This is a genomic window from Burkholderia sp. AU45274, assembly GCF_030482505.1.
GTDB lineage: Bacteria > Pseudomonadota > Gammaproteobacteria > Burkholderiales > Burkholderiaceae > Burkholderia.
Map to the genome: position 1 here is coordinate 1,410,187 of NZ_JAUJQE010000001.1, position 13,925 is coordinate 1,424,111.

The 13,925-nt window shown below is 68.6% G+C and carries 11 protein-coding genes and 1 pseudogene; 9 read left to right on the top strand and 3 right to left on the bottom strand.

Annotated features, from left to right (window positions below; translation table 11 throughout):
• Positions 1 to 54 precede the first annotated feature (54 nt).
• From QZM35_RS06255 to QZM35_RS06265, 3 genes are read right to left on the bottom strand one after another with little or no spacing between them, the layout of a single operon-like run.
• Positions 55 to 1,314 (bottom strand): cytochrome c, encoded by a 1,260-nt coding sequence (locus QZM35_RS06255; protein ID WP_089427449.1) that lies wholly within the window; start codon positions 1,312 to 1,314, stop codon positions 55 to 57.
• The gene (locus QZM35_RS06260) at positions 1,311 to 2,012 is read right to left on the bottom strand and encodes a (2Fe-2S)-binding protein (RefSeq protein WP_089427448.1); all 702 of its coding nucleotides are present in this window, start codon (positions 2,010 to 2,012) and stop codon (positions 1,311 to 1,313) included. Before QZM35_RS06260 ends, QZM35_RS06255 begins: the two co-directional genes overlap by 4 nt.
• Positions 2,009 to 4,885: a xanthine dehydrogenase family protein molybdopterin-binding subunit gene (locus QZM35_RS06265; protein WP_089427447.1), complete on the bottom strand. Its 2,877-nt coding sequence runs from the start codon at positions 4,883 to 4,885 to the stop codon at positions 2,009 to 2,011. Before QZM35_RS06265 ends, QZM35_RS06260 begins: the two co-directional genes overlap by 4 nt.
• Before the next feature lie 500 nt (positions 4,886 to 5,385).
• On the opposite strand from QZM35_RS06265, the gene QZM35_RS06270 reads away from it, so the two are divergent.
• The 9 genes and pseudogenes from QZM35_RS06270 (at position 5,386) to QZM35_RS06310 (ending at position 13,910) form a co-directional block, all read left to right on the top strand.
• A complete protein-coding gene (locus QZM35_RS06270) occupies positions 5,386 to 6,936 on the top strand; it encodes a sensor domain-containing diguanylate cyclase (protein ID WP_089427446.1) in 1,551 nt (516 codons plus the stop codon).
• 244 nt (positions 6,937 to 7,180) lie between these two features.
• The gene (locus QZM35_RS06275; RefSeq protein ID WP_089427445.1) at positions 7,181 to 7,456 is read left to right on the top strand and encodes a hypothetical protein; all 276 of its coding nucleotides are present in this window, start codon (positions 7,181 to 7,183) and stop codon (positions 7,454 to 7,456) included.
• Positions 7,457 to 7,713: 257 nt separating this feature from the next.
• The gene (locus QZM35_RS06280; RefSeq protein ID WP_089427444.1) at positions 7,714 to 8,754 is read left to right on the top strand and encodes a succinylglutamate desuccinylase/aspartoacylase family protein; all 1,041 of its coding nucleotides are present in this window, start codon (positions 7,714 to 7,716) and stop codon (positions 8,752 to 8,754) included.
• A 103-nt stretch (positions 8,755 to 8,857) separates the two neighbouring features.
• Positions 8,858 to 9,153, top strand: a pseudogene (locus QZM35_RS06285) (type II toxin-antitoxin system MqsR family toxin).
• A gap of 2 nt (positions 9,154 to 9,155) precedes the next feature.
• Positions 9,156 to 9,557, top strand: coding sequence for a type II TA system antitoxin MqsA family protein (locus tag QZM35_RS06290; RefSeq protein ID WP_089442431.1), 402 nt, complete (start codon positions 9,156 to 9,158; stop codon positions 9,555 to 9,557).
• A gap of 316 nt (positions 9,558 to 9,873) precedes the next feature.
• Positions 9,874 to 10,434 (top strand): GNAT family N-acetyltransferase, encoded by a 561-nt coding sequence (locus tag QZM35_RS06295; protein WP_301775603.1) that lies wholly within the window; start codon positions 9,874 to 9,876, stop codon positions 10,432 to 10,434.
• Positions 10,435 to 10,489: 55 nt separating this feature from the next.
• Positions 10,490 to 11,437, top strand: coding sequence for an ABC transporter substrate-binding protein (locus QZM35_RS06300; protein WP_301775604.1), 948 nt, complete (start codon positions 10,490 to 10,492; stop codon positions 11,435 to 11,437).
• A gap of 63 nt (positions 11,438 to 11,500) precedes the next feature.
• A complete protein-coding gene (locus tag QZM35_RS06305; protein ID WP_301775605.1) occupies positions 11,501 to 12,550 on the top strand; it encodes an LLM class flavin-dependent oxidoreductase in 1,050 nt (349 codons plus the stop codon).
• Between the two features lie 7 nt (positions 12,551 to 12,557).
• Entirely contained in the window at positions 12,558 to 13,910 is a 1,353-nt protein-coding gene (locus tag QZM35_RS06310; protein ID WP_174974267.1) for an LLM class flavin-dependent oxidoreductase, read from the top strand.
• Positions 13,911 to 13,925 lie beyond the last annotated feature (15 nt).

The window sequence follows — 13,925 nt, forward strand, 5'->3', positions numbered from 1 at the left end:
GCGAGCACCGGAAACCGGCTGACTCCCGCGCGACGCCCCGCCCTGCGGCACGACTTAACGCATGGCCTTCACGTCGGCCGGCGTGACGCTCGCGGGCTGGCCGCCCCACGTCGCACGCAGGTAGTTCGCGAGCTGCGCGAGTTCGTCGTCGCTCAGCGTGTGCGCGAAACCGGGCATCGGCTGCAGGTTCTCGAACCCGGCAAACTTCTGCTCGCCGATGCCGTCGAGCATCGCGACCAGCAGGTTGCGCGGGTCGCCCTGGCGCACCGTCGAATTGCCGTTCATCGGCACCGCCACGTGCGGCTTGCCTTCACCGTTGAAGCCGTGGCAACCCGCGCAGACCGCGAGATACACCGAGCGGCCGGCCGCGAGCTGCGCGGCGTCGGCCGACACCGGCTTCACCGGTTGCGGCGCGGGCGGCGTATCGCCGAGCAGGTACACGGACAGCGCGCGCAGGTCGTCCTTCGTCATGGTCTGGGTGCTCAGATGCACGACCGGGTACATCTCGCCGAACGCCGAGCCTTGCGGCGCGATGCCGACGCCGAAGAACGTCTGCAGGTCGGCGCCCGTCCAGCCGCGCGCGGCGAGACCGGCCGGCGTGATGTCGGGCGCGGCCACGCGGCCGAGCGCGGCGCCGGCGAACGGCTTCGCGCTGTCGAGCTGGCCCGTGAACGCGCGCGGCGTATGGCATTCCGCGCAATGGCCGAGCGCACCCGCCAGATAGCGGCCGCGCTGCCAGTCGGCGGACTGGCCGGTCGACGCATCGGGCAGGCTGTCCTTCAGGAACACCATGTCCCAGAAGACCATCCCGAAACGCAGGTTGTACGGGAACTTCAGCTCGTGCTCGCGGTTTTCCAGGGCGACCGGCTTGACGGTCTTCAGGTACGCGTACATCGCGTCGGAATCGGCGCGCGTGAGCTGACGGTACGACGTGTACGGCATCGACGGATACAGGCGCTTGCCCGGCGCCTTGCCGTCATGCAGCGCGGCGTAGAAATCGTCCGCGCTCCAGCTGCCGATCCCGTGATCCTTGTCGGGCGTGATGTTCGAGCCGTAGAACGTGCCGAACGGCGATTCGAGGGGCGCGCCGCCGGCGAACGGTGCGCCGTCCTTCGCGGTGTGGCACGCCGCGCAGTCGGCGGCCTTGACGAGGTAGCGGCCGCGCGCGATCGGGTCGGCACCCGGTGCGCCGGAAGCCGCGTTCGAGGCCGGTGCGTCGTGGCCGCCGCATGCGGCGAGCAGCAACGCGCAGGCGGCCGCGAGCGCGGGCAAGCCCGCAGCCCGCGCGACACGATGAGCGAATGTGCGTTTCATGCGGCGTCCTTCACGAGTCCCGGCGTCGTCAGCACCACGTCCTTGACGGCTTCGTAGTAGCGGACATAGCCCGTGCAGCGGCAGAGGTGCGCATCGAGCGCCTCGGTGATCGTGCGCTCGACGTCGGCCTTCGCGATCGGCTCGCGCTTCAGGCGTTCGATCAGCACGGTCGCCGCGTTGACGAAGCCCGGCGTGCAGTAGCCGCACTGGAAGCTGAAGTGCTCGAGGAACTTCTGCTGGATCGGCGACAGCTCGACCACTTCGCCCGCTTCGTTGCGCTTCGCGTGGCCTTCGATCGTGCGGATCGAGCGGCCGTGGAAGAAGTGCGCGCCGGTGATGCAGGTGCGCATTTCCTCGCTCGTGCCGTCCGGCTTGTCGACGATCACGACGCACGCGTGGCAGATGCCCTGCCCGCAGCCGAGCCGCGAACCGGTGAGGCCCGCGTATTCGTGCAGGAACTCGATCATCATCAGCCCTTCCGGCACCTGCATCGGGCCGACGGACTTGCCGTTGATATTGATCGACAGCGGTTTCGACTGGAACCGGACGAGCGGACGCTCGACGGCAGCCGGTGCCGAAGCCGGCACGGCCGCGGCCGGGGCCGATGCCGGTGCGGCCGAAGCCGCGCTCGGCGCGGAAGCGCCGGTCGCAGCGGCGCTGGCGCTCGCGGCCGTAGCCGCGGTTTGGGCGGTCGTCATGCGAGCACCTCCTGAATCTTTTGCGGGGTCACCGGCAGGTCGGTGAAACGATGGCCGATCGCGTGCGCGATGCCGTTCACGATCGCGCCGACGACGGGAATCATCACCACTTCGGCGACGCCCTTCGGCGGATCGGTCTCGGACAGCGGCGGCAGCACGTCGCCCGTCTGCGTCCAGACGGCGACGTCGGACGCGCGCGGCAGCTGGTAACGGTTGAAGTTCCACGTGCCGTTGCCGGGGCCGTCTTCATAGAGCGGCAGGTACTCGTGCAGCGCGTGGCCGATCCCCATCGCGAGACCACCCTGCAACTGGCCCGACACGAGCTGCGGCGAAATCTGGTTGCCGCATTCCATGATCGAGTGGTGCGTGAGCAGCTCGACCTTGCCGGTCGCTTCGTGCACGGCCAGCTCGACCAGCGTGCCGACTGCCGTGTAGTACGTGACGGCCGCGTTGTTGCGGCTCGTCGGCGGAATGAACACGCGCTTGCGATCCAGCACGCGGTAGCCGTTCGCGGTCGGCGCCAGCGTGCCGCGCATCGTGGTCGCGCCGGCCGGTGCGGCGGTGCCGGGCACCGGGCCGTTGTCGCCCGTCTTCGGCGCGCCGACACGCAGCGACAGCCCGTCGATCGGCAGGCGCTCGACCGTGCCGCCCACTTCGAACTCGGCGTCGGCCCACTGCCAGCGGTTGAACACGTGCACGACGGCGCCGGTCGGCAGGCCGAGCGCATGGGCCTGCTTCGCGAGCTGCTCGAACGACAGCGGCTCGAGGCCGTCGGCGGTCAGCTTGCCGTCGACCCAGCGCGCGTCCTCGATGCGGATCGTGTACGGCGCGGCCTGGCCGCCGCCGAGGCCGCGCGTCCAGATCGACATCGCCGCCGGCCACAGGCCGTAGCGGAACACCGCGCGCGCGGCTTCGCGCGTGCTGTGCGTGAAGTAGTACGCGGAGTTCGTCGCGCTCGACGGCGACGCATAGCTCGGCGACCAGCGCGGGTTCGCGCTCAGGCGATCCTGGTCGGCCTGCGACATGAGGTACGGATCGCCGCTGGTCTCGACCGGCAGGTCCGGCCATTCGGTCACGGCCACGCGCACGTCAGTTGCCGGACGGCCCAGCCATTTCGCGACCGCGACGGCCTGCGACGTCGACATCCCGGTGCCGATCTCGGCCGCCGTGTGCTGCAGCGAGACCTTGCCGTTCTCGTCGAATTCGACCTTCGCGAACGACGCTTCCGCGCCCGTGCCGAAATCCTTCTGCACGCACGCGAAGCCGACGCCGTAGCGCTTGCCCGGATGCGCGGCCTCGTATTCGGCCTTGCGCGCGGCGCGGCGCGTCCACAGCGGATGCTGCTTCGAGCGCTCGAGCACCTCGTCGACGCGCAGCGCGCCGGCGGGAATCGCCCCCTGCGTGTTCTTCATCCCCGAGCGCAGCGCGTTGCGCAGGCGGAAATCGATCGGGTCGATGTTCAGCTGCGCGGCGATCTCGTCGACCGCCATCTCGGTCGCCGCCATGCTCTGCAGCGTGCCGTAGCCGCGTGCGGAACCGGCATCGATCGCGCGCGACGCGATCGCGACCGCGGCCAGGTCGCTCTTCGGGAAGTAATAGATCGATTGCGCGGCCGTCGCGCCCACCATCGCCACCGACGGCGAGAAGTTCGAGCGCCCGCCGCCGTTCGCCTCGAAGTCGCCCTTGAACGACTGCAGCAGGCCCGTGTTGCGGTCCACCGCGATCCGGTAATGCATCTTGAACGCGTGACGCTTCAGCGACGTCTGGAACTGCTCGTAGCGGTCGTTCGCGAAACGCACCGGGCGGCCGTCCGCGTACAGCGCGCAGACGAGGCCGTAGAACGGCACGTTGAAGTGATCCTTGGAACCGTAGCCGACCGTGTAGCACGGATGCACGAACAGCTTCTTCACCGGGAAGCGGCACTTCGCGACCATCGCGGCCGCGTTCTCCGCCACTTCGAGCGGCGACTGGGTCGGCACGACGAGATGCAGCGACTGCGTCGGGGTGTCGTACCAGCAGTTCGCGTTGTCCGGTTCGAGCGCGGACGTGTCGACCGACTGCGTGTTGTACTCGCGGTCGAACACGAGCCAGTCGGCCGACGGATGGTCGAGCTCGCTGGCGATCTGCCCGGCGAGGAACATGCCCTGCTCGTCGAGCTTGCCGTGCTCCTTGCCGTCCGGCCACACCGGCAGGTGCTTGCGCATCATGCTCGGGAAGATCGGCGCGTCCTTCAGGCTCGAATAGACGTCGTCGTCATAGGCCGTCTTGCCGCCCACGCGCACATAGCGGAAGGTGCCCCACGGATCGCGCTCGAGCGGGCCCGTGACCGCGCCGTAGCGGATCACGTCGTCGCGGAACTTGAGCGCGTTCTTCGCGAAGCGGAAGCGCGCGAAGTCGTGATAGATGAGGATCGCGACCGCATGGCCGAGATACGCGGGCGTCTTGCCGGCCGGCAGCAGCATGTCGTCGCCGTAGAACGTCGGGAACGCGACGCCGTCGCGCACGAGATCGTCGGCCGTGACCACGCGGTCCGGCTTCAGGTCGTCGCCGAGCAGCGACAGGTCGAAGCCTTCGTAGGTGCGGTCGGCCTGCGTGACGCGCAGGATCAGCGCATGCGACTGCTGCTGCGGCCAGTGCGGCATGTCGGCGGCGCGCACGTCCCGGGCGAACACTTTCGAGCCGGTGACCTTCGCGATGCCGTCGATGCGGAATTGGGGGATGCCGGTGACGCTATCCCATTTGACGGGGGTGAGGAGTTTTTCTTCGAAGAGCGCCGCGAATGCGCGGCTGCCCAGGGGCGCGACATACACCGCGACACCCGCCAGCACGCTGGCTTTCAGAAAACCCCGCCGTGACAGGCCGTGGTTTTTCATTTGGGGGGAACCTCCTGATGCGGCTCGGACGGCGATCGGGTGTCGCGACGTTCGGAGCGGCGCGCATTCTGGCATTGTTTTAGATATATCGCCTATAGTATTTCTCGCATGAAATACTTATTGAATTTCTTATAACGGTATTCAGCCGGGCTGCGGCAGCCGGTCGCGGGTGTCGATTCGACCGCGTCGCGCGCCCGTTTGCAGCGGCCCGCCGTGCACGGTGACCGGTCTCCTGCGGGTCGCCGAGCTGCATTCCGTTCGCCACGATGCTGCCCCGGCGCCGGCGAATGCGCAAGCCATTCGCGGGCGTGGTTTACGACGAGTGGCCGGCGCGGCGAGCGGTGCCGCTGGCCTCCCCGGGCATCCACCCGGGCTATCCGCGCCGCCCGCGTTTCATGGTAATGTCGTGCGCATCCGGCCTGGCCGGGCGCCCGCCATGTGCCGTGCGGGCGCCGCCAGCCATCGCGACATCACGCGACATCGTGTCGAGGTTAACAACCATGGCAGTCAGGGCATCTCTCCTGCACTCCGTTCTCGCCACTCCCCCCTCCGGCAACCACCGTGTGACGGCCGCGCTGCGCCCGTCGATGCTCGTTACGCTGTTCGAAGACGTCCGACCGATGGCGCTCTCCGGGCTCGCGAGCGGCTTCGTCGCGGCCGTCGCGCTGATCCGGCTGCAGCAGCTGTGGTGCCTCGCGTGGCTGATCGCCGACGTCGGCCTCCTCATCACGCGGCTCTCGATCGCGCGCGCGTACACCGTTCAACGCAACGCCGGCGACGACCGTGCCGAATACTGGGCGTTGCGCTATGCGCCTGTGTCGCTCGTCGCGTGCTTCGTGCTCGGCCTCGGCGTGATGGGCTGCGTGCAGGCCGTCGACGTCGAGCTCGGCACGCTGTCGGTGATGGTCGCGGGCGGCGTGTTCGGCGGAATCGCGTCGCGCAATTCGGCGCTGCCGCGGCTCGCGATGATGCAGGTCGCGCTCGGCGTGCTGCCGATCGGCGTCGGTGCGCTGCTGGCCCACCGGTCGGGCGCGTGGCTGCTGCTGCCGCCGCTCGCGATCTATCTCGCCGCGATGCGCACGGTCGTCCAGCGTCACTATCGCGTGCTCGTCGCGCTGATCGCCGCGCGCCAGCGCAACGCCGAACTCGTCGCGCGCTTCGACGCCGCGCTCACTTACATGCCGCACGGCCTGTGCATGATCGACGGCGAGCGCCGCGTGATCGTCGCGAACCGGCGCACCGCGCAACTGTTCGGCTCGCCGCGCGAAATCATGCTCGATACGCCGTTGCCCGCCGTCGTCGCGGCGCTCGGCGCGAACGACGCGACCGATCCCGGCGGCGCCATTCTCGCCGCGCAGTGCGAACTCTGGCTGGCCTGCGACGAACCCGCGCCGCTCGACGTCGTGCTCGCCGACGGCCGCCAGCTCGAACTGACGCGCCACCGCGTGCCCGACGGCAACGCGGTGATCATCGTCGAGGATGTCACAGCGCGGCGCCGGACCGAGCAGCACATCCGGCATCTCGCGCGGCACGATGCGCTGACGGGCTTGCCGAACCGTCATGAACTGCATGCCGAGCTCAAGCGGATGCTCGCGCGCCGGCCGCGCGCGCCGGGCCCCGCGCTCGCCGTCATGTATCTCGACCTCGACGGCTTCAAGGCGATCAACGACCGGTTCGGTCACCAGGCCGGTGACGACGTGCTCACGCAGGTCGCCGTGCGGCTCGGCAAGACGCTGTCGTCCGGCGAGCTGGCGGCCCGCATCGGCGGCGACGAGTTCGTGGTCGCGATCGACGATACGACGATGCACACGTGCTCGCTCCTCGCCGCGCGCATCATCCGGCAGATCTCGGCGCCGTACACGCTGTCGATCGGCGAGACCGTGAGCCTCGGGATCAGCATCGGCATCGCGCTCGACGACGGGCACGGCTCTCCCGACGAACTGATCCGGCAGGCCGACAGCGCGCTGTACGACGCGAAGTCCGCAGGCAAGGGCATCTATCGTTTCTATTCGAGCGGCAGCAGCCGGGTCACGCCGGTCACCGCGAGCTGACCCGGCTGCGCCACCCGCTTTCCCCCGCCTCCGCCTCCTCCCGACGATTCAATTCCGCAACGCTTTGCGTGGCCGCACGTGTCGTCGCGCGTTCGCGTGTCACGTGACGTGTTCCGTAACATCGCCGCCCGCCACCCGTCACGTTGGCTGCAGAAGCCGGCACGATCGACGCAGCGCAAGGCGTTTCAAGCCTGGCACTCTTATTGCTCCCTGTCAGGGAAACAGGTTGTCAGGGAGACCCAACATGAATACCGTCGAAGTCCTCAGCCGCAGCGAAACCATCGACGCACTGGACGTGATCGACGGCGAATCGCTGATCCGCCGGCTCGTGTCCGAAAGCCGCATGCCGGCCGCCCGCGAGGCCCGATGCGTCGACAATCCGCCGCTGACGCTGTACGGCGCATTTCGCCAGGGCATCGCCGATCACGGCGCACGCCGCGGGAATCCGTATCGCGCCGGCAGCCGTTTCTGGGCGCTGTGGGAAGAAGGACGTCTCGAAGCTGAAACATCGGGCCGGTAACGCGGTTGCGCGCGCCGGCCCTGTCGCGGCAAGGGGCCGGCGCGAAACATCCCGCCCGAATGCAGCCGGCCGACCTGCCGGCATGCGTTCATCGCTGCAACATCGCACGGGGCCTCGCGTATCGGCTGTGCAACGCGCCGTACGCATGATCCATGCGCGTGCCGGTTGATGGTGTTCGGCGTTGCACGCGTCGGGCCCGGCGCGCGGCGGTCGTTTCCCGATAAGATGGCGAATTCCGTTCATCGAACGATGCCGCCATGACCGCCTCTTCCTCGCACCGCAATCCCATCCACTGCGAAATCGATCTCGACGCACAAGGCAAGCACGCGGGCTACCTGCGGCTGCCGCATTCCGTCCACCGCTCGGCGTACGGCTGGCTGCCGATCCCGATCGCGTCGATCCGCAACGGCGACGGCCCGGTCGCGCTCGTGATGGCCGGCAATCACGGCGACGAGTACGAAGGCCAGATCATCGTGTCGCAACTGATGCGCGAGATCGAGCCCGAGATGGTCAGCGGGCAACTGATCCTGCTGCCGATGGCGAATTTCCCGGCGGCGGATGCCGGCCTGCGCGTGTCGCCGCTCGACGAAGGCAACCTGAACCGCAGTTTCCCCGGTGATCCGACCGGCACGCCGACGCAGATGATCGCCCACTACATCGAGCACGCGCTGCTGTCGCGCGCGGAGTATCTGGTCGACCTGCACTCGGGCGGCAGCTCGCTGCTGTACCAGGGCGGCAACATGCTCGCGATCGATCCGCTCGACGCCGACGAAGCCGCGAAGCTCAACGGGCTGCTGGTCGCGTTCGGGCTGGACAATGCGCTGCTGCACGCGCCGAATCCCGTGCATTCGGCGTCGGCCGCGCGCCGGCAAGGCGCGATCTCGATCGTGACCGAACTCGGCGGCGCGGGCATGGCCGATCCGTCGTTGATCCGGATGGGCCGCCACGGGCTGCTGCACTACCTCGGCCATATCGGCCTGCTGCGCGGCACGCTCGTGCCCGATGCGCCACCCACCGTCACGCGCTTCATGCGCGTCGACGGCGAGCGCCACTTCGTCTACGCGTACGAGCGCGGGCTGTACGAGCCGCTCGTCGAACTCGGCGACCAGGTGAAGGCCGGGCAGCCGGCCGCGTGGGTGCATTTCCCCGATACGCCGCTGCGCGAGCCGGTGCTGCACCGCTTCAAGGGCGACGGCGAAGTGGTGTGCAAGCGCGTGCCCGCGCAGGTGCAGCGCGGCGATTGCCTGTTTCAGCTCGCGGAGTTGTCGGCGCCGCCAAGCATCGGCCAGACGGCCTAAATCCGGACCTCTCTCCTTTCCACGCTGTCTGCCAGTCATGGCGGACGGCATGCGCTCGCCATTAACCAACTTGACAAATTAACTTACTTGGTTATGATCGCAGATGGAAAAGAGAACGCCTCATTGCAAGCTGCTGCGCGTGAAAGCGCTCGTCGAATCCGGCAAGGTCCGGCTAACGGCGAGCGCGGTACTCGGCGCCGGCTATTGGGTTTCACGGAACGGGAGGCGCTCGGTGTCGTGCTGTCGCTGACCGATCTCGACTTCCACAAGAGTATGACGACGTACGCCGACCACACGATCTGGCAGGACGTCTACCGACCTTTCACGGTGCGCGGCGACGTGTACCTGAAACTGACGGTGATCGACGATGTGCTGATCGTGTCTTTCAAGGAGCGTTGAACATGAAGTGCCCTGCCTGCGGTGCCGCCAAGCTGGTCCGCGACACGCGAGACATCCCCTATACCTACAAGGGCCGGTCGACTGTCGTTCGCGATATCACCGGCGATTTCTGTCCGGCCTGCGGGGAATCGGTGCTGGATCTCGACGAGGCGACCCGTCTCGGCGAAGCGATCACCGAATTCAACAAGCAGGTGAACGCCACCCTCGTCGACCCGAAGTACATCGCGAAGGTGCGCAAGAAGCTGAAGCTGGACCAGCGCGAGGCGGCCGAGCTCTTCGGCGGCGGCGTCAATGCGTTCTCCCGTTACGAGACAGGCAAGACGAATCCGCCGCTTGCCCTCGTGAAATTGCTGAAGCTCCTGGATCGTCACCCCGATCTGCTCGCCGAAGTTCGCGCGGCATAGGCGCTCGCGCTTCAGGATCGCGCATGCGTCCGGCACACGCCTCGACGCATGCGCGATCCCCCGTCACCCCACCCCACTCCCGCTGCAAGCCTTCTGACGCTTCCCGCGAAATCCTTATCGAAATTGCTTCGTTCGCCTTTGCCGGCCGCGCCGCTAACGTGTTCAAAACGGCGGCGGCCCGCCCTCTGCATTCCGGCAGGATACGCACCGGCCGCCGCCATCACGACAACCGCGTCGCGATAACGGAACAGACCGGACGGGCCGCGTGCCCGCACCCCGCCAGGAACGTCCGCATCGCGCGCCCTTCGCGATGCCCATGGCCACGACCGACCGCATCATCGACACGACGCCGCTCGACGTCCGCGCGCAACCGCTGATCGACGCGCTGATCGACGAGTATTCGACCCGTTACCACGCCTATCGGCCCGACAGCCACGCGTCCGCCCGCGAAGAACTCGCACGCTACCCGGCCGAAGTGTTCGCGCCGCCCGAAGGCGCGTTCGTGCTGCTGCTGCGCGACGGCGAAACGATCGGCGGCGGCGCGTTCAAGCGCTACGACGAGCAGACCGCCGAGCTCAAACGCATCTGGACCCGCTCGGACCTGCGCCGCCAGGGCCTCGCCCGCGTGATCGTCGACGCGCTCGAACTGCGCGCCGCGCAGCAAGGCTATCGCCGCATCTACCTGACCACCGGTTTTCGCCAGCCCGAAGCATGGGCGCTGTACGACCGCACCGGCTATACGCGGCTGTTCGATGCGTCGATCGACCCCGAAGCGTATTTCCACCTGCGGTTCGGCAAGGATCTCGCCGATCCGTCGCGAACGTCGACGCTGGCCGACCTGTGGGCGCCCGTGCCCGAACCGGTGCTGTCGCGCTGACCGCGACGGCCCCCCGCTTCCCTCCGATTTCCGCTTGCCACCCCAGGACGCTTTCATGCAACGAGCCGTACCGCTTTCTTCCCGTGCCGTGCGCGCGCTGGCCGCCGCGCTGATCGGCCTGACCGCGTTCGCCGCAGCCGCGGCCGCCGCCACATTCGACCTGAGCCCCGAGCAGCGCGGCCGCCCGCGCGGCGTGGCCGATGCGGCCGTCGAGCGCGCGGTGCCCTCGTCGTTCAAGTTCGCCGAACCCGGCACGCTGACGATCGGCGTTGCGCCGAGCCTGCCGCCGATCAGCTCGTATGCGACCGACGCGCGCACGGTGATCGGCTTCGACGCCGACGTCGGCCAGCTCGTGTCCGACAGCCTCGGCCGCAAGCTGAAGATCGTCGCGCTCGCGTGGGCCGACTGGCCGCTCGCCCTCGAATCCGGAAAAGTCGACGCGGTGATCTCGAACGTCACCGTCACCGAGGAGCGCAAGCAGAAGTTCGATTTCTCGACCTACCGCAAGGATCAGGTCGGCTTCTACGTGCGCAACGACAGCAAGATCCAGGCGATCCGCGAGCCGAAGGACGTCGCGGGGCTGCGCGTCGTGACCGACGCCGGCACCAACCAGGAAAAGATCCTGCTCGCGTGGGATCGCGAGAACGTCGCGCACGGGCTGAAACCCGTGCAGATCCAGTACTACGACGACCAGGCGATGCGTATCGTCGCCGTGCAGTCGGGCCGCGCCGATGCGGTGTTCAGCGTGAACTCGGTGCTCGCGTACCAGAGCGCGCAGCAAGGCAAGACGCGCCTCGTCGGCGCGATCAGCGGCGGCTGGCCGCGTACGGCCGACATCGCGATCGCGACGCGCCGCGGCAGCGGGCTCGCCGATCCGCTGACCGTCGCGCTGAACGGGCTGATCAAGAACGGCCGCTACCAGCAGGTGCTCGACCGCTGGAACCTCGCCTCGGAAGCAATCGACCAGTCGCGCACGAATCCGCCGGGGCTGCCGAAGAGCTGAACGCCGCGCACGCTCACCGTCCCTTCACGCTTACGCCACGCTCACGCAGGAACGCCGCCCACCATGTCTTATTCGCTTTCGTTGCTGGACAAGAGTCCGATCGCCGACGGCGCGAACGCCGCCGACGCGCTGCGCTTCACCACGACGCTCGCGCAGCGCGCCGAACAGCTCGGCTACGAGCGCTTCTGGGTCGCCGAACATCACGGCACGCCGGCCTTTGCAAGCTCGGCGCCGGAGATCGTCGTCGCGCACCTGCTCGCGCACACGTCGCGCATCCGCGTCGGCTCGGGCGGCGTGATGCTGCAGCACTACAGCCCGTTCAAGGTCGCCGAGACCTTCAAGGTGCTGGCCGCGCTCGCGCCGGGTCGCGTCGATCTCGGCATCGGCAAGGCGCCCGGCGGGTTGCCGCTGACCACGCGCGCGCTGCAGTGGTTCCACGACAAGGCGCGCAAGCCGGACTTCGCGGGCCAGCTTGCGGAGCTCGACGCGTTTCTCGGCTGGGGCGTCGCCGAGGATCACCCGCTCGCCGGTGCCGTCGCGCTGCCCGTGCCGCCGCAGGCGCCCGAACGCATCCTGCTCGGCGGCTCGCCGGACAGCGGCGCGCTCGCCGCGCGCAACGGCTGGCGCTTCTGCTACGCGGGGCATTTCAACGGCGACGACGCGAACCTCGAACGCTCGCTGGACGCGTACCGCAGCGCGGGCGGCACCCGGCCGCTGGTCGCGCTGTACGCGGTGGCCGCGCCCACGCGCGACGCGGCCGAGCAGCTGATCGGGCCGCTGAAGATCTTCAAGCTGCAGTTCGCGGGCGGCCAGAGCTTCAATCTCGCCAGCGCGCAGGCGGCCGCCGAATTCGCGCGGCAGAGCGGCGCGTCCGACTACCGGATCGACGAGTTGCGCCCGACGGTGCTGGCCGATACGCCCGAGCGCATCCACCGCGCGCTCGATGCGCTGAGCCGGCGGCTCGACGTCGATGCGTTCGTGATCGATTCGCCGGTGACCGACTACGCGGCGCGGCTCGCATCGGCCGAATGGCTCGGCGGCGCGCTGTCGGCCACGCCGTTGCAGGCGGCCCTCGCGGCCGACCGCTCCCTCTCCCCTGACCAGAACATGTGACGCTCCCATGACGACCCGACGATCGATTCCCTTCGGCCTGATGCTGCAAGGCGCAGGCAGCCACATGAATGCATGGCGGCACCCGAGCAACCCGCCGGACGCGAGCATCAACCTCGATTTCGCGATCGGCATCGCGCGCAAGGCGGAAGCCGCCGGCATCGCGTTCGCGTTCGTCGCGGACGGCCTGTACATCAACGAGAAGTCGATCCCGCACTTCCTGAACCGCTTCGAGCCGCTGACCGTGCTGTCGGCGCTCGCGGTCGCGACGAAGAAGATCGGGCTCGCGGGCACGATCTCGACGTCGTACAGCGAGCCGTTCACGGTCGCGCGCCAGCTCGCGTCGCTCGATGCGATCAGCGGCGGGCGCGCGGGCTGGAACGTCGTGACGACGCCGCTCGAAGGCACCGCGAAGAATTTCGGCAAGGCGCATCCCGATCACGAACTGCGCTACGAGATCGCCGACGAATACCTCGACGTCGTGCAGGGCCTGTGGGACAGCTGGGACGACGACGCCTTCGTGCGCGACCGCGCAACGGGCCGCTTCTTCGACCGCGACAAGCTCCACACGCTCGACCACCACGGCCGCTTCTTCCAGGTCGCGGGCCCGCTCAACATCCAGCGCTCGCCGCAGGGGCAGCCGGTGATCTTCCAGGCCGGTTCGTCGGACACCGGCATCAGCCTCGCCGGCAAGTATGCGGATGCGGTGTTCACGCATTCGCCGTCGCTCGACGAAACGGCCGCGTTCACGCGGCGCGTGAAGCAGAGCGCGATCGAGCACGGCCGGCAGGGCAGCGACGTGAAGATCTTCCCCGGCATCGGGCCGATCGTCGGCCGCACGGCGGCCGAGGCCGAGGACAAATACCAGGCGATCCGCAACCTGCTGACGATCGACGAGGCGCTCGCGTATCTCGGCCGCTATTTCGATCACCACGATTTCACGCAGTACGCGCTCGATGCGCCGTTCCCGGAACTCGGCGAGCTCGGCCGCAACAGCTTCCGCTCGACCACCGACCGGATCAAGGCCGACGCGAAACAGAAAGGCCTGTCGCTGCGCGAGACGGCGCTGGCGGTCGCCACGCCGCGCCCGAACTTCATCGGCACGGCCGAGCATGTCGCCGACGAACTGATCCGCTGGCACGACGCCGGCGCCGGCGACGGTTTCATCCTCGGCTTCGCGGTGCAGGCGCAGGGCGTCGAGGATTTCATCGAACTCGTGATTCCGGTGCTCGAGGCACGCGGGCGCTACAGCCGCGACCTGCCCGGTGCGACGCTGCGCGACCACCTCGGGCTCCCGCGCAAGGCCAGCCGCCACGCGGCGCCCGGCGCGCCGCACGAAACGGCGGCCGAAGCGCACGCCTGACACCCGCCGCCGCGC